This is a genomic window from Aliarcobacter cibarius, from assembly GCF_013372265.1.
GTDB lineage: Bacteria > Campylobacterota > Campylobacteria > Campylobacterales > Arcobacteraceae > Aliarcobacter > Aliarcobacter cibarius.
This window is the reverse complement of sequence record NZ_CP054051.1, coordinates 1,735,834-1,756,206: the sequence shown is the minus strand read 5'-3', so window position 1 is coordinate 1,756,206 and position 20,373 is coordinate 1,735,834. Positions and strand designations below refer to the sequence as shown.

Here is a 20,373-nt window from a genome sequence, read left to right as displayed (position 1 = left end):
CTTTAGATTTGTATTTTATTAAAATACTCTTTACTATTTTCTTAATCGAAGTTAGATTTATACTCAACCATATAGAACTTATTGCTGTCTTTACTTATATAGTTGTTTTTTATCTCTTTTATGAAGCTTTTATTGTCTATAGAAGCTTTTAATTTAACAATCTCACTATTATTTAAAATTAATTTTGATTTTATATCATATTTAGAACTTAAATTATCAATTTCTTTTGAAATATTTTTGTTATTTTGTACATCAATATAAATTTTATTGATCTTTTCTAAATTTATATTACTTAAAATATCTTCAAAACTAAGAGATTTGTTATCTACTGTTACTAGTTTTTTATCTACTAATGCTAATTTTAATCCAAAAGATTTAAATCCAAAGTATAAAGCATCTTTTAATTTTCCTAAACTGTTTATATTATTTACTATAAATTTATCGTTTATATTTGTTTGTAAAAGATAATCAAAGTTTTTTCTTTGCCAGTAAAAATAGTTATCATTTCTAGAGAATTTTACTTTACCATGAAGAGTAGATGCTTCTTGTTCATTTAAAGAATATTTATCAGATGTTAAATCAAAATTATTCTTATATAAAGCAGTTTTTACATCAGTAAATCCTAATAATGTGTCATAAAGTCTATCATTTGAGAAATATTTATTACTATTTTTTAAAATATTTTCATATTTATCTAAATATTTATCTTTATATTCTTGTGAAAACCAAATTAAAAATGGAATTTGTGTCATATTAAAAGTAAATTTTCCAGGATCATGAGCATAAGTTTTAAATACCTCTTCAGCATGGTCTGGCATATAAATTAAAGCATTTGTTCCAGTTTGCTTTTTTACACTTTCTATTAATGAAGAAACTACAAAATCATTATAAAGAACACTATTATCATAACAATTCACAAAATTTTTAATTTCATTTTTTGAAGCTAATTTAGTTCCAAAACTCTTTTCATCTAAGTCATCATTAAAAATTCTATATTCTTCTGGAAATCTTTGACAATATGCTAGGTGACTTCCCATAAGATGGATAAAAATAGCTCTATTTTTAGATGTTTTAGTTTCTAAAAATTTATCTAAATATTTTATAAGTTCTCCATCATAATTTTGTGTTCTAGTTGTTGTACCTATAGAATTATTTATACTTATAGTTTGATTTGCATTTGAGGCAATTATTGATACTAGATTATCCCAAGCTCCAAGTAAGTTTTGATTTGTAAGCCAGATTGTTTCAAAGTCTGCTTTTTTTAAGATATCTACAATTGATGCAGAATCAAAATATTTTTTACTGCTACCTGTATATGCTTCTGTTAGAGCTAGTGAAAGAGTACTCATTGTTAAAACATGATTTGAAAATACATTATCAAGTTTTAAAATTTCACCGTTATCATATAGTTTCTGTAAGTTTGGAGTTGTTTCTCTAGTGTACCCATATAGTTGCATATGTCTTTTATTAAGAGATTCTCCAATAACAAATACATAAGTTTCTCCTGTTTGCTCTTTTGAAGCATCAAAATTTGAATCAACATTTTTTTTGTTTTGTATATCTTTAAATTGTTCAAGTTCTTTTATGTATGTATTATAATGTTCTTCTATGAAATTTGGTAATTTCATATTATCTAGATATGAAATTGCAATAATAGAAGCACTAATAATTAAAATAAATAGAGTTGTAAAATCAAAACTCTTAACTCTACTATTTCTATGCCACCATGAGATATAAAATAAAAATAAAAGAGAAAAAATAATAAATAAAATAGAACTAATAGGAACAAAACTAGTTACAAATTCTAAACTTTCACTAGTGTTAGATTGGAAAATAGAATATAAAGCCTCTTTTTCTAAAGGTATTTTAAATGCAAGTTTATATGAAATAAATAGTAAAGGAATCATTGCTAAAACGAAAAATACAATAGCTGTAAATAATGCAATAATATTCGCTATTTTTATATTTTTTGAAAAGTTAAAAATAAGTGCTAAAAGTAAAGCAATAGCAATTAAAATCCCACTGTTTGCTAATAGAGATTTTATATCTATTTGATTAAAAGTTGTATTTTCTGCATAAATAGATAAAAGAAAAATTATATAAACACCTAAAGTTATTGCAGCTTGATTTTTTCTAAATGTTAAAAAAAGAATCAAAAGCCATAAAAATAGTGAAAATATTAATAAAAGTATATCACTGATTGCAATTTTTCCGATATTTATTTTAGCCCAAGCTAAATTTTCTCCATTCATTGAAGCTACAATTTTTATTTTATCGTGAGAAGAAAAATATCCTTTTATTGTAATTGGAGTTGAACCGGTTTGAACAATCTCTTTTGTTAAAAGTTGATCATTTTTAAAAATTTCAAATAAAATATCACCATCTATATAATCTTCTTGTGCAAATATTTCAATTTTTCCAAATGAACTTTTTATAAAATTTAAATTTAGAGTAACAGCTTCTTTTTCTCCAGCATGAATATTAAAAATTTCATCTTTTGCTCTTGATATATTTGAATTTGTATTTTCTTCGTTTACTCCAAGAATTTCAAACTTTATATCATTTTGTTCAATAGTTCTAAATGTTGTTGGGCTTGTAACAAAAATGAAAGTAAAAAAAACAAAAAAACTCCAAAACCCTATCCATTGTTTTGAATATCTTTTTCCCCGTGGAATATTTGTATTTATTATCAAAAACGCTCCTAATCTAAAAGTTCAGGTCTGTATTCAAAGTGCATAGTGTCATAGTGATACCATCTTCCACCCCAAATAAAGCCATGTTTTTCAAAAATTTTTATAATTTCTTTTGGAATTTGATTTTTATAATTTGTAATTTTATCACTTTTTTCTTCCCAAAGCCAATAATTTGAATATTTTGTATTTAAATCTATTGATATTCCAAAGCTATGAGAACTTAATCTTTTGGTTTGACTTATCTTTCTAAATTTATATGTTCCTGCAATATTTGTAATATATTTTTTATATTCACTTGGAAGGTTATCTAGTTCAATGCTTATGGATTCTAATTTCTTATTAACATCATTTATTTTAGTCACAAATAAAGTTTTGTTTTCAGTTTTCGGAAGCCATTTTATTTTTACTAGATTTTTTTCTATCTCTTTTTGAGAATTTCCATACATTTTTTTAAAAAAATCTTGATTTCTAAATCTTCCTGCATCATCGTTTACACTTGGAATAAAGTTATCATTATTTTCAATTTTTTTATATGGTATGCTCATTTGATCTTCTAGAGATGCATTGTTTAATTTATCTTCGTAGTTTGTATAATTTTTAGGAGATGAAAATATAATTTTATCTCCATTTTTAAAATATATATAATTGTTTTCATATTTCTCTAAAAAATCAGGATAAGCCTTAATTAACTTTTTTGCTAATTCTTCAGAAGTAGTAGCAAAAAGATTTAGGGAAAAATATAATGTTGTGAAAAAAGCTATAAAAAGCCTATTTCTCATATACTTTCTTAATATTATCAATTTTTGAAGATAAATTTAAAAGTAACATATCTGCAATTACTAATGCCATCATAGATTCTGCAACTACACTTCCTCTTACAGCAACACAAGGATCATGTCTTCCTTTTAATTTACAAACAACTTCATTCCCATAAACATCAATAGTATCTTGTTCTATAAAAATAGATGGAGTTGCTTTAAAATAAACTTTTACATTTATATCATCTCCATTTGATATACCACCAAGCATCCCACCACTATGATTTGTTTTAAATCCAGTATTTCTAATTTGGTCATTATTATCATAACCTAAAACCTTCGAAGCTAAAATACCATCTCCAATTTCAACTGCTTTAACAGCATTTATACTCATCATTGCATTTGCTATTTGAGCATCTAATTTATGGTATATTGGTTCACCTAATCCAACTGGACAATTTTTAACATTAACAAGAGCAACTCCACCAACACTATTATGAGAATTTTTTGCATCTAAAATAGCATTTTTTTGATCTTCTTCAACATTTGGATCAAGAGCAAAAATTTCAGATTTTGAAACATTTGCAAAATCGTAAGTTTCTGCTTTAATACCATTTATTTCACAAATACCACTTTTTACATCAATATTTAGCTCTTTTAAAAGAAGTTTCGCTATTGCTCCAGCAGCTACTCTTGTTGCAGTTTCTCTAGCACTACTTCTACCACCACCTCTATAATCTCTAATTCCATATTTATTAAAATATGTAAAATCAGCATGACCAGGACGAAATAAATCTTTTATATTTGAATAATCACTTGATTTTTGGTTTTCATTAAAAATTATCATAGAAATACTTGTTCCCGTTGAGTATCCTTCAAAAACTCCACTTAGTATTTCAACTACATCACCTTCATTTCTTTTTGTTGCAAACTCATTTTGTCCAGGTTTTCTTCTATTCATCTCAGATTGAATAAATTCTTCATCTATTTTTATTCCAGCTGGAACTCCGTCAACTATACAACCAAGAGCTTTCCCATGTGATTCACCAAATGTTGTAAATCTAAATCTGTGTCCAAAAGTGTTCAATTCTCTTCCTCTCTTAGTTTTTCAATAGCAATTTTTGCAACAGCTTGTTGTGCTAATTTTTTACTTTTTCCACTAGCTCTTCCATAAGTTTTACCATCTATTTTTATAGATACTTCAAACTCTTTTTTGTGGTCAGGCCCATAAGAACCCTCTATTATATATTCAGGAATTGATGCAAATCTAGCTTGTGTAATCTCTTGTAAAGCTGTTTTATAATCACTAAAAAGAACATCTAAATTTATTTTGTCATAAGATTCTTCGAGAAGTTTTAAAATAATTGGTTTTAAAGTTTCTAAACCACTTTCAAGATAAATCGCACCCATTATAGCTTCAAATGCATCAGATAAAATAGAAGATTTTGTTCTTCCTTTATTTCTTTCTTCAGCATTTGAAATAAAAATATAATCACCCAGTTTTATTTCGTTTGCTAATTTTGTAAATCCTGTTTCATTTACCAAACTAGCTCTTATTTTAGATAGTTCACCTTCATTTGATTTTGGAAATTTTGTGTATAAATATTCTCCAACAATCAAATTTAAAACAGCATCTCCTAAGAATTCTAATCTTTCATTGTTATATGGTTTTTTGAAACTTTTGTGAGTAAGTGCTTCGATTATCAGATTTTTATTTTTAAACTGATAATCCAAGCACTTTTCAAGTTTTGAATAATCGCTCAATTTTTATCCTTTATAATTTTTGTGAAAGTATAACACAAAATATATTTTATCTTATTGTAGAGAGTTATTTGAAATATCAAAACCTTTTACTAAATGATGCTTTACTTCAAAACTTAAAACAGTATGGCAATTTGGACATCTTGATTCAAAAAATGGGTGAGAATGTTTACATGAAGTGCATATAAATTCAAAATTTAGATTTGTTTTTATATCTTTTTTGTAATTGTTTATTAAAATTAATATGTTTAAATCAAAATCATTACTAGAATCTACACTATTTATATATCCTTTTGCACTGTATAATTCATTTAAAAATTGATTATCTTTAATTTTAATAAAATCTATATCATCTTTTCTTTGATACCATAGAATATCTATTAACTTTTTACAATCAAAAGTATTAATATTATTAAAGAAGAATTCTCTATTAAATTGAATTAAAAAAGTTGCAAAAAGCCTTTGAATTATTTGGTTTTCTTTAAATATTTCATATAAAAGTTCGGTTCTTTTTTCATATGATAAAATAGGGTCATTTAAAATTAAAAGAGTTTCAAAATATACTCTATCTACTTTTATATCAACATTTAATTCTTCTAAAGCTTCTGTAATCTCTTTTGCTTTTTTGTAATCTTTTAATTTTTCACAAACAAGCATTAAACTTTTTAAAGCGCTTTTATTTCTAGGTGAGAATTTTAATATTCTTAAAAAAACATCTTTAGATCTTTGTAAAAAGCCACCTTTAAAATATGTGTTACCAAGAAGTTCTAAAAGTTCTTCTTTTTTTACTCTATCCTGAACAACTTCAAGAAGAGATAAATATACATTAATAGCTTTATTGTAATCTCCTTTATGTAAAAAAGTAGAAGCTAAAAGTAAAATTGAATCAAAAGGAAGATTATAAGTTTTATATAAATTTACGTAGTCATTTTCTTTTAATTTACCAAGTTCAAATCTCAAAGATAATTTTCTGTAATCTTTTCTTGCAGTTCTTTCTTTATATAAACCATATGAATAAGTAATAAATGATATAAAAAAAATGAGTGCAACAACTAAGATAACACCTAAGAGAGGATCTCTATATTCTAAAACCAAATTATCCAAGAATAGCCTTTTTGATTTGATAAAACATTATGCTAACATAAAAGTTCATATAAAATAATAAAATAGTATAATTAAAACCATGATAAAAAAAGAATCAATTGAAAATTTAAAAAACTATTTAGATGTTGTAGATGTTATTTCCCAATTTTTGGATTTAAAAAAAGCTGGAGCAAATTTTAAAGCTTGTTGTCCTTTTCACGGAGAGGAAACACCATCATTTGTTGTAAGCCCAACTAAGCAGATATATCATTGCTTTGGATGTGGTGCAGGTGGTGACAGTATTAAGTTTCTAATGGAATACGAAAAACTTTCGTATCCTGAGACAATTGAAAAATTAGCAAGTATGTATAATTTTACTTTAGATTATGATAGTTCAAATGAGAAAAAAAGAGATACAAGAGTTTTAGATTCTGTAAAAAAATTTTTTCAAAATAGTTTTGTTTCTAATAATTCTATGAAAGAATATATAAAAAATAGAGGAATTTCAGATTTTTCAGCTGAAAAATTTGAGATAGGGTATGCAGGTAGTTCTAGTGATACTATTAATTTTATAAAGTCAAACCATTACAATATAAATGATGCAATTGAATTTGGATTAATAGATAATGGTGAAAATGGTCTATATTCAAGATTTATAGATAGAATAATATTTCCTATTTATTCAATAACAGGTAAGTTAGTTGGTTTTGGAGGAAGAACAACTACTAACCACAATGCAAAATATATAAATTCTCCTCAAACACCTATTTTTAATAAATCAAAACTTCTTTATGGATACCATTTAGCGAAAGAACAAATATATAAAACTAAGCAAATAATAGTTTGTGAAGGGTATTTAGATGTTATTATGCTTCATCAAGCAAGATTTAACACAGCTGTTGCAACATTAGGAACAGCACTAACAAAAGAACATTTACCACTTTTAAGACGAGGAGAACCTAAAGTAATTTTAGCTTATGATGGTGATAAAGCAGGACTTAATGCTGCTTTTAAAGCATCTGTTATGCTTAGTCAAAGTGAATTTGATGGTGGAGTTGTTATTTTTAAAGATGGGCTTGATCCTGCTGATATGGTAAAAGATAAAAGGTTAGAAGAGTTACATAGTATGTTTATTGAACCAGTACCTTTTATACCATTTACAATAGATTATATAGTTTCAAAATATGATATAAGTGAACCTATACAAAAACAAAAAGCTTTAAATGAAGCAAATGAATATTTAAAAAGTTTATCTTTATTAAATCAAGATGAATATAAAAGATATATTGCCCAAAAGCTAAATATTAGAGAAAATTTAATACAAACAGTTAATACAAAACAAAGGCTAAATGAAAAAAGTAGTATTAAAATAGATATAGCTGAACTTTGTATTATAAAATCAATTTTAGAAAATCCAAAAAGATTAGATATGGTTTTAGATATTGTTGATGCATCAATGTTTGAATATCATAAAGATGAATTTTTACTTCTTTTAACAGACATAAATAACACAAAATTAAATCAAATAGCTTTAAATGATAAACTTGAAAGTTACAATGATGAAAGATTAAATAAAGAGTTACTTATTCTTTTGCATAAATTTTATTCTAATAAATTAATCTCATTAACGTATAATAAAGAGTTAAATTTTAATCAAAAAATTATGCAGATAAAAATAATAAAAGATAATTTATCTCAGTTAAAGCAGGGAAAACTTGTAAACTTTAATTTATGACTTAAAGAAAGTTTAATAAAATTTTAGATATTATTCCCGTTCGAAAAATGCAAATTAGTATAAAAACTAACCCTAGTTATGCTTATAAACAAGAAGAGGATGAAAAGATGTACGCAATTATCAAATGTGGTGGTAAACAATATAAAGTATCAGAAGGTGATATTATAGATATTGATTACACTGGTAAAGCTGCTAAAGAAACTTTAGAAATTACTGATGTTCTAGCAGTTAATAATGGTGAATTAAAAACTGGGGCTGCTGTTGCAAATGCAAAAGTTGAAGCAGTTGTTGTTTTAGATGGAACAGGTGTAAACAGAGCTAGAAAAGTTGTAATTTACAAAAAAAGAAGAAGAAAAGATTCTAAATTAAAAAGAGGTTTCAGAAAAAGCTTCACTAAAGTTAGAATTACAAAAATTGCTGCTTAAGCAAAAAATCAAATTTAAGGAGAAATAAAATGGCTCACAAAAAAGGTCAGGGTAGTACTCAGAATAATAGAGATTCAGCTGGTAGAAGACTTGGTGTAAAAAAATATGGTGGTGAAGTTGTAACTGCTGGAAATATCATTATTAGACAAAGAGGAACAAAAGTTCACTTAGGAAATAATGTTGGTATGGGTAAAGATCATACAATCTACTCTTTAATTGACGGTGTTGTTAAATTTGAAATTAAAGACAAAAATAGAAAAAAAGTTTCTGTTTACGCAGCTTCGTAAGTTAGAGATTTAATTTATTTTTTTTGAAGGGTGTATGCTTTTTGCATCACCCTTTTTTTATTTTAAGTACATATTTTAAAGTTAAAAAGTTTTGATTTTTAAATATCTATTGTATAGGAAAAATTATGTTTATTGATAGTGCAAGATTTAGTGTAAGCTCTGGAAAAGGTGGACAAGGATGTGCATCTTTTAGAAGAGAAAAATTTGTTGTTCAGGGTGGTCCTGATGGTGGAGATGGTGGAAAAGGTGGAGATGTTTATTTTTTAGTTGACAGTAATACAGATACATTATCTTTTTACAAAGGTAAAAGATTATTTAAAGCTGATAAAGGTCAACCAGGAATGGGTAGACAAAAAACTGGAAAATCTGGTGAACATCTAGTTTTAATAGTTCCTCCAGGAACACAAATTATAGATGATGATACAAATGAAATTTTATATGATCTTTTAGAAGACGGTGAAAGATTTTTGTTCCTTGAAGGTGGAAAAGGTGGACTTGGTAATGTTCATTTTAAAAATTCTAGGAATCAAAGACCTACTTATTTCCAACCAGGATTACCAGGTGTTACAAAAAATATTAGATTAGAATTAAAATTAATAGCAGATGTTGGTTTAGTTGGATATCCAAATGTAGGTAAATCTACTTTAATTTCAGTTACATCAAATGCAACTCCAGAAATTGCTAATTATGAATTTACAACACTTACTCCAAAACTAGGGGTTGTTAATGTTGGAGAATATAACTCTTTTGTTATGGCAGATATTCCTGGAATTATTGATGGTGCAAGTGATGGAAGAGGACTAGGTCTTGAATTTTTAAAACATATAGAAAGAACAAAAACTCTGTTATTTACTATTGATGTTGCAAACCATAGAACTATGATTGATCAATATAATGTTTTAAAAGAAGAATTAGAAAAGTTTTCATTAGAATTATCAAAAAGAGATTATGCAATAGTTTTAACAAAGATTGATGCTTACTATGGAGAAGATTTACAAAAAGATATAGAAGAATTTTTAAAAGCTTTAAATCTTGAGTCTTCTAAATCGAATGAGTATAAAATAGATGAAAATTTACCATATTTTATTCAAGATTTAATTTTCTCAAAAAAAGATAGTAGTAAACCATATTTTGTATTACCTATATCATCATTGAATAAAACAAATATAACACCACTTAAATATGCTCTTTATACTATGTTAGGAAAATAGATATGAAAAGATTGGTTATTAAAGTAGGTACTGCTGTTTTAACTCAAGATGGAGAATTAGCATATGAAAGAATGCAAAATTTAGTTAAGCTGATTGCTACACTAAAAAATGAAAAAAATATTGATGTAATTTTGGTTAGTTCAGGTGCTGTTGGTGCTGGATATACATCTTTGAAGTTAGATAAATCAGTTTTAGCAAATAAACAAACTTTAGCTGCAATTGGTCAACCAAAGCTTATGAAAACTTATCAAGAGATGTTTGAAGAGTTTGGAATAACTGTTGCTCAAATGTTATTTATTGCTGATGATTTTGATTCAAGAAAAAGATCAAAAAATGCAAAAAATGTTATGGAAATATTACTAAAAAATAAAGTTCTTCCTATTATAAATGAAAATGATGTAATTTCAACAGAGGAGTTAATAGGTGATAATGACCAATTAGCAGCATATGTAACACATTATTTTAAAGCAGATATGCTTTCAATATTAACAGATATTGATGGATACTATAATAAAAATCCAAGAGAGTTTAATGATGCTAAAATATTGAAAGTAGTAAATGAAATTTCAGAAGAAGAACTAAACAAAAAACCAACAGCAAATTCAAAATTTGCAACTGGTGGAATTGTTACAAAATTAAAAGCAGCAGATTTTTTAATGCAAAAAAATATCCCAATGTATTTAACAAGTGGTTTTGATTTAAAAAATGCTTATGAATTTTTAGTAGATAATATTCATATTAGTGGAACGATTTTTAAGAAATAAGGAGAAGTTTTGAGTAAAAAAGTATTATTTATGGGAACACCATCTTATGCTACAGAAATTTTTAAAGAGTTATTAGCTAGCTCGTATGAAGTTGTAGGAATTTTTACTCAAGAAGATAAACCTGTTGGAAGAAAACAGATTTTAACTCCTCCTCATATAAAGCAATATTGTATTGATAATAAAATAGATATTCCTATTTTTCAACCAAAAAAGTTAAAAGATAATCTTGTGGCTTATATTACAGTAAAAGAGTTGGAACCAGATTTTATAATTGTTGCAGCATATGGACAAATTCTACCAAAAGAGATACTAAGTATTGCACCTTGTATAAATCTTCATGCTTCAATTTTACCAAATTATAGAGGCGCAAGTCCTATTCAAGAAGGACTTTTAAATGATGATAATTATTTAGGAGTTACTTCTATGTTTATGGAAGAAGGACTAGATTGTGGAGATATATTAGGATTTTCATATTTAAAAAATGAGAAAGATTTACTAGTTGATAGTGCTTTTTCTAAATTATCTGATATTGCAGCTAAACTCACAATTATAACTTTAGATAATTTTGAGAATATTAAACCATTAAAACAAAATAATAGTGTAGCCAGTTTTTGTAAAAAAATAAAAAAAGAAGATGGTAAAATAGATTTTAAAAGTGCAAAAAAACTATTTTTAAAATATAAGGCTTACTCATTTTGGCCTGGTATATTTTTAGAATCAGAATTGAAAATAAAAGACATTGAACTTTTAGAAAATATTTCAGAAAATAAATCAGGTCAAATTTTGGCAATTGAAAAAGATTATATTATTGTCGGTTGTCAAAAAGGTAGCTTGAAAATAAAAACTATACAAGCCCCTTCAAAAAATGCAATAAGTGCAGTTGACTATTTAAGAGGACAAAGGTTAGAAGTAGGTAACATTTTAGCTTAAAGAATTTTAAGCTAAATATTGAACGAAGAGAGTAATTGTAAATAAGCTTGCAATTACTCCTAAAACTAAAGAATTTATAGCAATTTTTTCATCTAAACCACCTTTTATAGCTAAGACAGCTGCCATTGTCATTGGTGGCATTGCTACTTCAATAATTGTAACTTTAACCCAAGTTTGATCTATTCCATAAATATATTTAAATGTAAAAAGAACGATTATTGGAACAATAAACATTTTTAAAACAACAGCAATAGAAACTATATGAATTCTTGAAAATATATGTTTTAATTCTAACTTCATCCCTATCGCAATCATAGCAATTGGTACTAAAGTTGAACCCAAATTTTGACTTGTGAAAATTAGGAATTCTGGTATTTCAAAATTTTTTGCAACTATTGTTAAGAAAAACATAATCATTGGTGGAAATAAAAATATTGATTTTGAAATACCAACCATACTATTTTTTTTACCACTTCCCCAAGTTATTATAAACATACCAACAGAAACTAATAATAAAAATGAACCAAAAATATCATATATCAAACCATAAACTATGAAATCTTGGCCATAAAAAGCATCAATATAAGAAAAACCAATAAACGAAGTATTTCCAAAAGTTGCCATAATCATAAAAGTTGCAAGATAAAGTTTATTTAATCTTAAAAGTTTACCTATTATATAGGATAAAAAAAGATTAAATAAAATTACTCCAATAAACATAAAAATTAGACCAACAACTCTTGAATCTAATGTTAACGGATAAATTTTTGAAAATACAATAGCTGGTAGAGAAAAATAAATCACAAAATCAACCAGTTGTTTTGAATTATCTTGAAATAATATTTTATATAAGTATCCTAATATTAGGTAAATTGCTATTGGTAAAATTGGATCAAGCATTTCATTCCTTAATTAATAGAATCTCGATTATAATTAATATTATCTTCTATTTTTATTATGTATAATCGGTGCATGGAAATAATAAGATTAAATGAAGTTGATTCAACACAGATTTTTTTAAAAAATTATATTTTAGAGTTTGGATATAAAACTCCTATATGTGTTGTTACTGATTTACAAAAAGCTGGAATTGGAAGTAGGGGTAACTCTTGGATAGGTAATAAAGGAAACCTCTTTTTCTCTTTTGTTCTAAGTAAAGATTTACTTCCAAAAGATTTACCGATTCAAAGTGCTTCAATATATTTTACCTATATTTTAAAAAATATTTTACAAAAAAATGGTTCAAATGTTTGGATAAAATGGCCGAATGATTTTTATATTGGGAATGTAAAAATTGGTGGGACTATTACTACTTTATCTAAAGATTTACTTTATTGTGGAATAGGGATAAACTTAGTAGAAGTATCCGAAAATTACGGGGTTTTAGATATAAAAATTGACCAAGATTTTATATTGTTTGAGTATTTTAAAGAAGTCGAAAAAATTATCTCATGGAAGCAGATTTTTAGTCTATTTAAGATAGAATTTCAAAAAAGCAGAAACTACAAAACAACAGTAGATGGTCAAAAAATATCGCTAGAAAATGCAATATTAAACGATGATGGTTCAATACATATAGAAAACAAAAAGGTATTTAGTTTAAGATGACAGAGATTATTTCAATAGCAAACCAAAAAGGTGGTGTAGGTAAGACTACTACTGCTGTGAATCTTAGTGCCGCACTTGCATTAGAGGGGAAAAGAGTGCTTTTAATAGATGCAGATCCTCAGGCAAATGCAACTACTTCATTAGGATTTCATAGAGATACATACGAATATAATATTTATCATGTAATGCTTGGAACAAAAGAATTAAGTGAAATTATATTAGATTCAGAAATAGAAAATCTAAAAGTAGCACCTTCAAATATAGGTTTAGTAGGAATAGAAAAAGAATTCTATAAAAATACTAAAGAAAGGGAACTTGTATTAAAAAGAAAAATTGATACGGTTAAAGCTGATTATGATTATATAATAATTGATTCACCACCTGCACTAGGACCAATCACAATAAATACGTTAAGTGCCTCAACATCAGTTTTGATTCCAATTCAATGTGAGTTTTTTGCTTTAGAAGGATTAGCTCAATTGTTAAATACAATAAAGTTGGTTAAGCAAACAATTAATCAAAGTCTTCAAATTAGAGGTTTTTTACCAACAATGTATAGTTCTCAAAATAACTTATCAAAACAAGTTTTTGCAGACTTAGCACAACATTTTGAAAATAAGTTATTTAAAATAGATGATGAATCATACGTAGTAATTCCGAGAAATATAAAACTAGCAGAAAGTCCTAGTTTTGGTAAACCAATTATGCTTTATGATACAAATTCAGTTGGAACTAAAGCTTACACAAATTTAGCAAGAGCAATTGCTGGATAAATTTTAACACTTAGGAAAAAATATGGCATTAGGAAGAGGATTAGGTGAACTTTTAGGTGAAGTTGAGATTGCTTATGAAAATTCAACTTCAGGGGTTAATCAAGGAATTAGAAAAATTGATGTCTCTTTAGTAAAACCAAATCCAAATCAGCCTAGAAAAATATTTGATGAAGAAAAACTTCATGAATTAAGTGAATCAATTAAAGAACATGGATTACTTCAACCTATTGTTGTTATTGAAAATACAGATGGTACATTTACTTTAATTGCAGGTGAAAGAAGATTAAGAGCTCACAAACTTGCTAATTTAGAGCAAATTAAAGCTATAGTAGTTGATGAAGATGAATTAAAATTAAGAGAATTAGCTTTAATTGAAAATATTCAAAGAGATGATTTAAATATTATTGAATTAGCTTTTTGTTATGCGCAACTTTTAAATGAGCATAATATAACTCATGAAGAATTGTCAAAAAAAGTTTTCAAAAGTAGAACATCTATTACAAATACTTTAAGACTTTTACAACTATCTCCTTACGTTCAACAAGCATTAGCTTCAGATAAAATAACTGCAGGTCATGCAAAAATTATGTTGGGTTTATCAGTAGATGAACAAAAAATGGTTTGTGATTCTATAATTGGTCAAAAACTATCTGTAAGAGAAACTGAAAAATTAGTTAAGGAATTAAAAGAAAAAGATGTTAAAAAACCTAAAAAAGAAAAAAACACAACTAATCTCAATTTTGCTTCATTAAGTGGATTAGTTGGACAACTAAAAGAAAATAATCTAAAAGTTAAATTAGAAAAAAACTATTTTAAAATCGAATTTAATTCTCAAGAGGATATTGATAAAATATCTAGCTACTTTAATCTATAATAATATAAAAAAATAAAAATTTAAGATTTTAACAATATCATTTAATAAAAATTTATAGATAGTTTTGCTAGAATATTAGCGTTTTAGTTAAACTAAACTGTAAAAATATGGAGGAATGAATGTTAGACATAAGTCCTGTACTATTGCTTAGCTCTGGTATCATCTTTCTTTTAGTAGTTGCTAGACTAAACAGTTGTCTATTCAAGCCTATATTAAAGCATATGGATGAAAGATCTGCATCTATCAAAAAAGATATGGAAGATGCAAAATCAAATAGTTCTGATGTTGATGGGCTTTTAGCTGAAGCAAATGATATTATTGCTAAAGCTAAAAAAGAGGCAGCTGTTATTAGAGAGCAAGCCTACAAAGAAGCTAAAGATAGTGCTGATGTTAAACTTGCAAGTGCTAAATTAAATTTAGAAGCAAAATCTGCTGAATTTGCTAAAAACTTACAAGAAGAAACTCAGGCATTAAGGGATTCTTTATTATCATCAATGCCTCAATTTAATGAGAGCTTAAAAAATAAGCTTAGCTCAATTTAAAAGGGAATGGTGAATATGAAAAGAGTTTTATTACTTGGGTTGGCGCTAGCCCCTGTTGCAATGTTTGCAAGTGAAGGTGCGGAAACAAACTATGATATAGTTCAAAGAACCGTTAACTTTATAATATTTGCTGCAATTTTATGGTATTTACTTGCTGATAAAATTAAAGCATTTTTTGCTAGTAGAACTTTAGGAATTCAAGCTGAGCTTGATAAAGTTCAAGATACTTTAAAAGCTTCTCAAGATAAAGTTGCTGACGCACAAAAAAAACTTGTAGATGCTAAAAGATTAGCTAGTGAAATTATTGATGGTGCGAAAGCAGATGTTGATTCTATTAAACAAAAAGTTTTGAGTGCAGTAGATGCTGATATTGCAAATTTAAACAAAAATTTAGAAGAATCAAATAAAGTTGAGATTTCAAAAGCTAAAAAACAAGTTGTTGGTGAAGTTCTTAATGAGCTATTAAGTTCAGAAAATATTAAACTTTCTCAAAACGAGTTAGTTAATATTATTCTTAAAAAGGTAGCATAATGAAAGATTTAGTAGCAAAACGATACGTAAAAGCTTTAATTGCTGGTAGAAATAAAGATGAGATTACTTCTATTAGTAGTAAATTAAACCAAATTGCTTCAGCATTTTCTAGTGAAAAATTCAAATCTATTATTGCTTCAAATGAAGTTAGTAATAGTAAAAAAGTTGAGTTAATAGTTTCATTAGCAGATAATATTGATAGTACATTGAAAAGTTTTATTAATCTTCTTGGTGAAAAAAGAAGATTTGAGTTATTACCATTTATTGCAAAAGATTTAACTATCGAAATTGCAAAAATGAATAATAGTTATGTTGGTGTTGTATATACGAATGAACAATTATCTTCTGATTTTGTAACTTCAATAGAACAACAATTTAGTAAAAAATTTGATGTTAAATTATCATTATCACAAAATGTTGGTGATTATGATGGAATTAAAGTAGATATAGATGGACTAGGTGTTGAAATATCTTTTTCTAAAGATAGATTAAAAACTCAGTTAATCGATCATATTTTAAAAGCAGTTTAGAACTTATAAAGGAGAAATTGAATGGGTGCAAAAATTCAAGCAGATGAAATCAGTTCAATTATTAAAGAAAGAATTGATAACTTTGAATTAAATGTAGATGTAAATGAAACAGGTAAGATAGTATCTTATGCTGATGGTATTGCTCAAGTTTATGGTCTTAAAAATGTTATGGCTGGTGAACTAGTAGAGTTTGAAAATGGTGAAAAAGGTTTAGCTTCTAACTTAGAAGAATCTTCTGTTGGTATCGTTGTTCTTGGAAAAGGAGAAGGATTAAGAGAGGGAACTTCTTGTAAAAGACTTGGAAAACTTCTTGAAGTTCCAGTTGGAGAAGCTCTTGTAGGAAGAGTTGTTAATGCTTTAGGTGAGCCAATTGATGGTAAAGGTGCAATTAATGCTACTGAAACTAGATATGTTGAAGAAAAAGCTCCTGGAATCATGTCAAGAAAATCTGTTCATGAACCATTACAAACAGGTATTAAAGCTATTGATGCACTTGTTCCGATTGGAAGAGGTCAAAGAGAGCTTATTATTGGAGATAGACAAACTGGTAAAACAACAGTTGCTATTGATACAATATTAAACCAAAAAGGTGAAAATGTTATTTGTATTTATGTTGCAATTGGACAAAAATCATCTTCAGTAGCTTCTGTTGTAAGAACACTTCAAGAGTCTGGAGCTATGGATTATACAATTGTTGTAAATGCTTCTGCTGCAGATTCATCAACATTACAATTCTTAGCACCATATACAGGTGTTACAATGGGTGAATACTTTAGAGATAATGGTAAACATGCTTTAATTATCTATGATGATTTATCTAAACACGCTGTTGCATATAGAGAAATGTCTCTTATTTTAAGAAGACCTCCAGGAAGAGAAGCATATCCAGGAGATGTATTCTACCTACACTCAAGATTACTTGAGAGAGCTGCTAAAATGAGTGATGAAAAAGGTGCTGGTTCTATGACTGCGTTACCTATTATTGAAACTCAAGCTGGAGACGTTGCTGCATATATTCCAACAAACGTAATTTCTATTACAGATGGACAAATATTCTTAGAAACTAACCTATTTAACTCAGGTATTAGACCTGCAATTAATGTTGGTTTATCAGTTTCAAGAGTTGGTGGAGCTGCTCAAATTAAAGCTACAAAACAAGTTGCAGGAACATTAAAACTTTCACTTGCTCAATATAGAGAACTTGAAGCGTTTGCTCAATTTGCTTCTGACCTTGATGAAGCTACAAGAAGAGAACTTGAACTTGGTCAAAGAATGGTTGAAGTTTTAAAACAAGGTGTTAATAAACCACTTGTTATTGAGAAACAAATTGTAATTATTTATGCGGGTACTAAAGGGTATTTAAATGATATTGCAGTTAAAGATGTTGTAAGATTTGAAAATGAGTTACATGCATTTATTGAGCAAAAATACTCAAATATTTTAGATGCAATTAAATCAAGTCAAAAAATTGATGACAATACAGAGGCTTCACTAAAAGCTGCATTAGAAGAGTTTAAAACTGTATTTAATGCAAAATAAGGATTAGCAAATGGCTAACTTAAAAGAGATAAAATTAAAAATAGGTAGTGTTAAGAATACTCAGAAAACTACAAAAGCTATGAAGCTTGTATCTTCTGCAAAACTAACTAGAACTAGACAATTGTCTGAGCAAGCTAGAAGTTATGCAACTAAGATAAATGAAGTTCTTTCTGATATTGCTGCTAGAGTTAGCAAAGTTCAAGACGAAGGAAATATTGGTAGAGCATTTATTCAAAATGATAATCCAAAAACAGTTGATATTGTTTTTGTTACTGCTGATAAGGGACTTTGCGGTGGTTTTAATATGTCAACAATTAAAACGGTTAGTAAGCTGATTGCTGATTATGAATTAAAAGGTACTAAGGTTAGACTTAGAGCTGCTGGAAGAAAAGGTGTAGATTTCTTTAGTTTTCAGGGTAAAACTTTAGAACAAAGAGTAAGTGATTTATCATCAGCACCTGATTATGAAAGAGCTTCAAGTTTTATTCATAGTGCGGTTGAAGATTTTAAAAATGAGCTTACTGATAAAGTTATTGTTGTTTATAATGGTTTTTTAAATATGTTAACACAAGAAATTAGAATAAGAGAACTTTTACCAATTAGTTTGGAAAAAGTTGAAATTAGTGAAAATTCTTCTATGTTAAATATTGAACCAGAAGATGATGATGATGAAGTTTTAAAAGAATTAACTGATAAATATATTGATTTTAATATGTATTATGCACTTATAGATTCATTAGCAGCTGAACACAGTGCTAGAATGCAAGCTATGGAAGCTGCTACAAAGAATGCAAAAGAAAAAGTTGATAGTTTAACAGTTGAATACAATAAAGCAAGACAAGCTGCAATTACAACAGAGCTGATAGAAATTATCAGTGGTGTTGAAGCATTAAAATAATTTAATAAGGAGAAGGCCTATATGAAAGGTAAAGTTATTCAGGTAATGGGTCCTGTAGTTGACGTTGAATTTGACGGATACTTACCAGAAATTAATGAAGCTATTGATGTTACTTTAGCTGATAAAACTAAGGATAGATTAGTATTAGAAGTTGCTGCTCACATCGGTGATGGAAGAGTAAGAACAATTGCTATGGATATGACTGAAGGATTAATCAGAGGTCAAGAGTGTATAGCTACAGGTGGTCCTATTAAAGTTCCAGTTGGAGAAGCTGTTCTAGGAAGAATTTTCAATGTTATTGGAGATCCAGTTGATGAAGGTGCTGCTATTCCTGCTGACGTTGAAAGATGGTCAATTCATAGATCTGCTCCAACGTTTGAAGAGCAATCAACAAAAACAGAAATGTTTGAAACAGGTATCAAAGTAGTTGACCTTTTAGCTCCATATTCAAAAGGAGGAAAAGTAGGACTATTCGGAGGTGCTGGAGTTGGTAAAACAGTTATCATTATGGAATTAATCCATAACGTTGCGTTTAAACACTCAGGATATTCTGTATTTGCAGGAGTTGGAGAAAGAACAAGAGAAGGAAATGACCTTTATCATGAAATGAAAGATTCAAATGTTTTAGATAAAGTTGCATTATGTTATGGACAAATGAGTGAACCACCAGGTGCAAGAAATAGAATTGCTCTTACAGGTCTTACAATGGCTGAGTACTTTAGAGATGAAAAAGGTCTAGATGTACTAATGTTTATTGATAATATCTTTAGATTTGCACAATCAGGTTCTGAGATGTCAGCTCTTTTAGGAAGAATTCCTTCAGCGGTTGGATACCAACCAACACTTGCTAGTGAGATGGGAAAATTACAAGAGAGAATTACATCTACTTCTAAAGGTTCTATTACTTCTGTTCAAGCAGTATACGTACCAGCAGATGACTTAACGGATCCAGCACCAGCTTCTGTTTTTGCTCACTTAGATGCAACTACAGTTTTAAATAGAAAAATTGCAGAAAAAGGTATTTATCCAGCGGTTGATCCACTAGATTCTACTTCAAGAATTTTAAGTGCTGATATTATTGGACAAGAACATTATAATACTGCAAGAGGTGTTCAATCTGTTCTTCAAAAATATAAAGATTTACAAGATATTATTGCAATTCTTGGTATGGATGAGTTATCAGAGTCTGATAAACTTGTTGTTGCAAGAGCTAGAAAAATCGAAAGATTCTTATCTCAACCATTCTTCGTTGCTGAAGTATTTACAGGAAGCCCAGGTAAATATGTTGAATTAAAAGATACTATCGCAGGATTCCAAGGAATTTTAGATGGTAAATATGACAACATTCCAGAAATGGCATTCTATATGGTTGGTGGAATTGACGAGGTTCTAGCTAAAGCTGAGAAAATGAAATAATAAACCAATTAAGGC

The 20,373-nt window shown here is 27.5% G+C and carries 21 protein-coding genes; 15 read left to right on the top strand and 6 right to left on the bottom strand.

Features of this window, described 5'->3' with window-relative positions; translation table 11 throughout:
* Positions 1-41: 41 nt before the first annotated feature.
* From ACBT_RS08860 to ACBT_RS08840, 5 genes are read right to left on the bottom strand one after another with little or no spacing between them, the layout of a single operon-like run.
* Positions 42-2,693, bottom strand: a complete 2,652-nt coding sequence (locus tag ACBT_RS08860; protein WP_024775887.1) for a phosphoethanolamine transferase — start codon at positions 2,691-2,693, stop codon at positions 42-44.
* A gap of 8 nt (positions 2,694-2,701) precedes the next feature.
* Complete coding sequence (locus tag ACBT_RS08855) at positions 2,702-3,472, bottom strand: M15 family metallopeptidase (RefSeq protein ID WP_024775888.1); 771 nt, start codon at positions 3,470-3,472, stop codon at positions 2,702-2,704.
* Complete coding sequence (aroC, locus tag ACBT_RS08850; RefSeq protein ID WP_024775889.1) at positions 3,462-4,538, bottom strand: chorismate synthase; 1,077 nt, start codon at positions 4,536-4,538, stop codon at positions 3,462-3,464. The genes ACBT_RS08855 and aroC overlap by 11 nt, the downstream gene beginning before the upstream one ends.
* Positions 4,535-5,215 (bottom strand): ribonuclease III, encoded by a 681-nt coding sequence (rnc, locus tag ACBT_RS08845; RefSeq protein WP_024775890.1) that lies wholly within the window; start codon positions 5,213-5,215, stop codon positions 4,535-4,537. Before rnc ends, aroC begins: the two co-directional genes overlap by 4 nt.
* Before the next feature lie 51 nt (positions 5,216-5,266).
* Positions 5,267-6,316: a tetratricopeptide repeat protein gene (locus tag ACBT_RS08840; protein ID WP_024775891.1), complete on the bottom strand. Its 1,050-nt coding sequence runs from the start codon at positions 6,314-6,316 to the stop codon at positions 5,267-5,269.
* 79 nt (positions 6,317-6,395) lie between these two features.
* Between ACBT_RS08840 and dnaG the strand changes: the two genes are divergently transcribed.
* The 6 genes from dnaG (at position 6,396) to fmt (ending at position 11,647) form a co-directional block, all read left to right on the top strand.
* A complete protein-coding gene (gene dnaG / locus ACBT_RS08835) occupies positions 6,396-8,030 on the top strand; it encodes a DNA primase (RefSeq protein WP_024775892.1) in 1,635 nt (544 codons plus the stop codon).
* Positions 8,031-8,137: 107 nt separating this feature from the next.
* A complete protein-coding gene (gene rplU / locus ACBT_RS08830) occupies positions 8,138-8,455 on the top strand; it encodes a 50S ribosomal protein L21 (RefSeq protein WP_024775893.1) in 318 nt (105 codons plus the stop codon).
* Between the two features lie 29 nt (positions 8,456-8,484).
* Positions 8,485-8,742, top strand: a complete 258-nt coding sequence (gene rpmA / locus ACBT_RS08825) for a 50S ribosomal protein L27 (protein WP_024775894.1) — start codon at positions 8,485-8,487, stop codon at positions 8,740-8,742.
* A gap of 125 nt (positions 8,743-8,867) precedes the next feature.
* Positions 8,868-9,953, top strand: coding sequence for a GTPase ObgE (gene obgE / locus ACBT_RS08820; protein ID WP_024775895.1), 1,086 nt, complete (start codon positions 8,868-8,870; stop codon positions 9,951-9,953).
* 2 nt (positions 9,954-9,955) lie between these two features.
* Positions 9,956-10,717, top strand: a complete 762-nt coding sequence (gene proB / locus ACBT_RS08815) for a glutamate 5-kinase (protein WP_024775896.1) — start codon at positions 9,956-9,958, stop codon at positions 10,715-10,717.
* 9 nt (positions 10,718-10,726) lie between these two features.
* Complete coding sequence (fmt, locus tag ACBT_RS08810) at positions 10,727-11,647, top strand: methionyl-tRNA formyltransferase (protein ID WP_024775897.1); 921 nt, start codon at positions 10,727-10,729, stop codon at positions 11,645-11,647.
* A 6-nt stretch (positions 11,648-11,653) separates the two neighbouring features.
* Here fmt and ACBT_RS08805 read toward each other — a convergent pair whose 3' ends face one another.
* Positions 11,654-12,547, bottom strand: a complete 894-nt coding sequence (locus ACBT_RS08805; protein WP_024775898.1) for an AEC family transporter — start codon at positions 12,545-12,547, stop codon at positions 11,654-11,656.
* A 72-nt stretch (positions 12,548-12,619) separates the two neighbouring features.
* Between ACBT_RS08805 and ACBT_RS08800 the strand changes: the two genes are divergently transcribed.
* The 9 genes from ACBT_RS08800 (at position 12,620) to atpD (ending at position 20,358) form a co-directional block, all read left to right on the top strand.
* Complete coding sequence (locus ACBT_RS08800; protein ID WP_024775899.1) at positions 12,620-13,255, top strand: biotin--[acetyl-CoA-carboxylase] ligase; 636 nt, start codon at positions 12,620-12,622, stop codon at positions 13,253-13,255.
* Positions 13,252-14,028 (top strand): ParA family protein, encoded by a 777-nt coding sequence (locus ACBT_RS08795; protein WP_024775900.1) that lies wholly within the window; start codon positions 13,252-13,254, stop codon positions 14,026-14,028. The genes ACBT_RS08800 and ACBT_RS08795 overlap by 4 nt, the downstream gene beginning before the upstream one ends.
* 22 nt (positions 14,029-14,050) lie before the next feature.
* Positions 14,051-14,902 carry a ParB/RepB/Spo0J family partition protein gene (locus ACBT_RS08790; protein ID WP_024775901.1) on the top strand — a complete coding sequence of 284 codons (852 nt, stop codon included), beginning with the start codon at positions 14,051-14,053 and terminating at the stop codon, positions 14,900-14,902.
* Positions 14,903-15,021: 119 nt separating this feature from the next.
* Entirely contained in the window at positions 15,022-15,444 is a 423-nt protein-coding gene (locus ACBT_RS08785; RefSeq protein WP_024775902.1) for a F0F1 ATP synthase subunit B family protein, read from the top strand.
* A gap of 15 nt (positions 15,445-15,459) precedes the next feature.
* The gene (locus ACBT_RS08780) at positions 15,460-15,975 is read left to right on the top strand and encodes a F0F1 ATP synthase subunit B (RefSeq protein ID WP_024775903.1); all 516 of its coding nucleotides are present in this window, start codon (positions 15,460-15,462) and stop codon (positions 15,973-15,975) included.
* Positions 15,975-16,505, top strand: coding sequence for a F0F1 ATP synthase subunit delta (locus ACBT_RS08775; protein ID WP_024775904.1), 531 nt, complete (start codon positions 15,975-15,977; stop codon positions 16,503-16,505). Before ACBT_RS08780 ends, ACBT_RS08775 begins: the two co-directional genes overlap by 1 nt.
* 21 nt (positions 16,506-16,526) lie before the next feature.
* Positions 16,527-18,044 carry a F0F1 ATP synthase subunit alpha gene (gene atpA / locus ACBT_RS08770; RefSeq protein WP_024775905.1) on the top strand — a complete coding sequence of 506 codons (1,518 nt, stop codon included), beginning with the start codon at positions 16,527-16,529 and terminating at the stop codon, positions 18,042-18,044.
* Positions 18,045-18,054: 10 nt separating this feature from the next.
* The gene (atpG, locus tag ACBT_RS08765; RefSeq protein ID WP_024775906.1) at positions 18,055-18,942 is read left to right on the top strand and encodes an ATP synthase F1 subunit gamma; all 888 of its coding nucleotides are present in this window, start codon (positions 18,055-18,057) and stop codon (positions 18,940-18,942) included.
* A gap of 21 nt (positions 18,943-18,963) precedes the next feature.
* Positions 18,964-20,358, top strand: a complete 1,395-nt coding sequence (gene atpD, locus ACBT_RS08760; protein WP_024775907.1) for a F0F1 ATP synthase subunit beta — start codon at positions 18,964-18,966, stop codon at positions 20,356-20,358.
* Positions 20,359-20,373: the final 15 nt, after the last annotated feature.

Excerpts from the sequence above, each read along its gene's own strand:
- ACBT_RS08855 (WP_024775888.1), bottom strand. The coding sequence starts at position 3,472 with ATGAGAAATAGGCTTTTTATAGCTTTTTTCACAACATTATATTTTTCC.
- dnaG (WP_024775892.1), top strand. The coding sequence starts at position 6,396 with ATGATAAAAAAAGAATCAATTGAAAATTTAAAAAACTATTTAGATGTT.
- rplU (WP_024775893.1), top strand. The coding sequence starts at position 8,138 with ATGTACGCAATTATCAAATGTGGTGGTAAACAATATAAAGTATCAGAA.
- rpmA (WP_024775894.1), top strand. The coding sequence starts at position 8,485 with ATGGCTCACAAAAAAGGTCAGGGTAGTACTCAGAATAATAGAGATTCA.
- obgE (WP_024775895.1), top strand. The coding sequence starts at position 8,868 with ATGTTTATTGATAGTGCAAGATTTAGTGTAAGCTCTGGAAAAGGTGGA.
- proB (WP_024775896.1), top strand. The coding sequence starts at position 9,956 with ATGAAAAGATTGGTTATTAAAGTAGGTACTGCTGTTTTAACTCAAGAT.
- ACBT_RS08805 (WP_024775898.1), bottom strand. The coding sequence starts at position 12,547 with ATGCTTGATCCAATTTTACCAATAGCAATTTACCTAATATTAGGATAC.
- ACBT_RS08800 (WP_024775899.1), top strand. The coding sequence starts at position 12,620 with ATGGAAATAATAAGATTAAATGAAGTTGATTCAACACAGATTTTTTTA.
- ACBT_RS08795 (WP_024775900.1), top strand. The coding sequence starts at position 13,252 with ATGACAGAGATTATTTCAATAGCAAACCAAAAAGGTGGTGTAGGTAAG.
- ACBT_RS08790 (WP_024775901.1), top strand. The coding sequence starts at position 14,051 with ATGGCATTAGGAAGAGGATTAGGTGAACTTTTAGGTGAAGTTGAGATT.
- ACBT_RS08785 (WP_024775902.1), top strand. The coding sequence starts at position 15,022 with ATGTTAGACATAAGTCCTGTACTATTGCTTAGCTCTGGTATCATCTTT.
- ACBT_RS08780 (WP_024775903.1), top strand. The coding sequence starts at position 15,460 with ATGAAAAGAGTTTTATTACTTGGGTTGGCGCTAGCCCCTGTTGCAATG.
- ACBT_RS08775 (WP_024775904.1), top strand. The coding sequence starts at position 15,975 with ATGAAAGATTTAGTAGCAAAACGATACGTAAAAGCTTTAATTGCTGGT.
- atpA (WP_024775905.1), top strand. The coding sequence starts at position 16,527 with ATGGGTGCAAAAATTCAAGCAGATGAAATCAGTTCAATTATTAAAGAA.
- atpG (WP_024775906.1), top strand. The coding sequence starts at position 18,055 with ATGGCTAACTTAAAAGAGATAAAATTAAAAATAGGTAGTGTTAAGAAT.
- atpD (WP_024775907.1), top strand. The coding sequence starts at position 18,964 with ATGAAAGGTAAAGTTATTCAGGTAATGGGTCCTGTAGTTGACGTTGAA.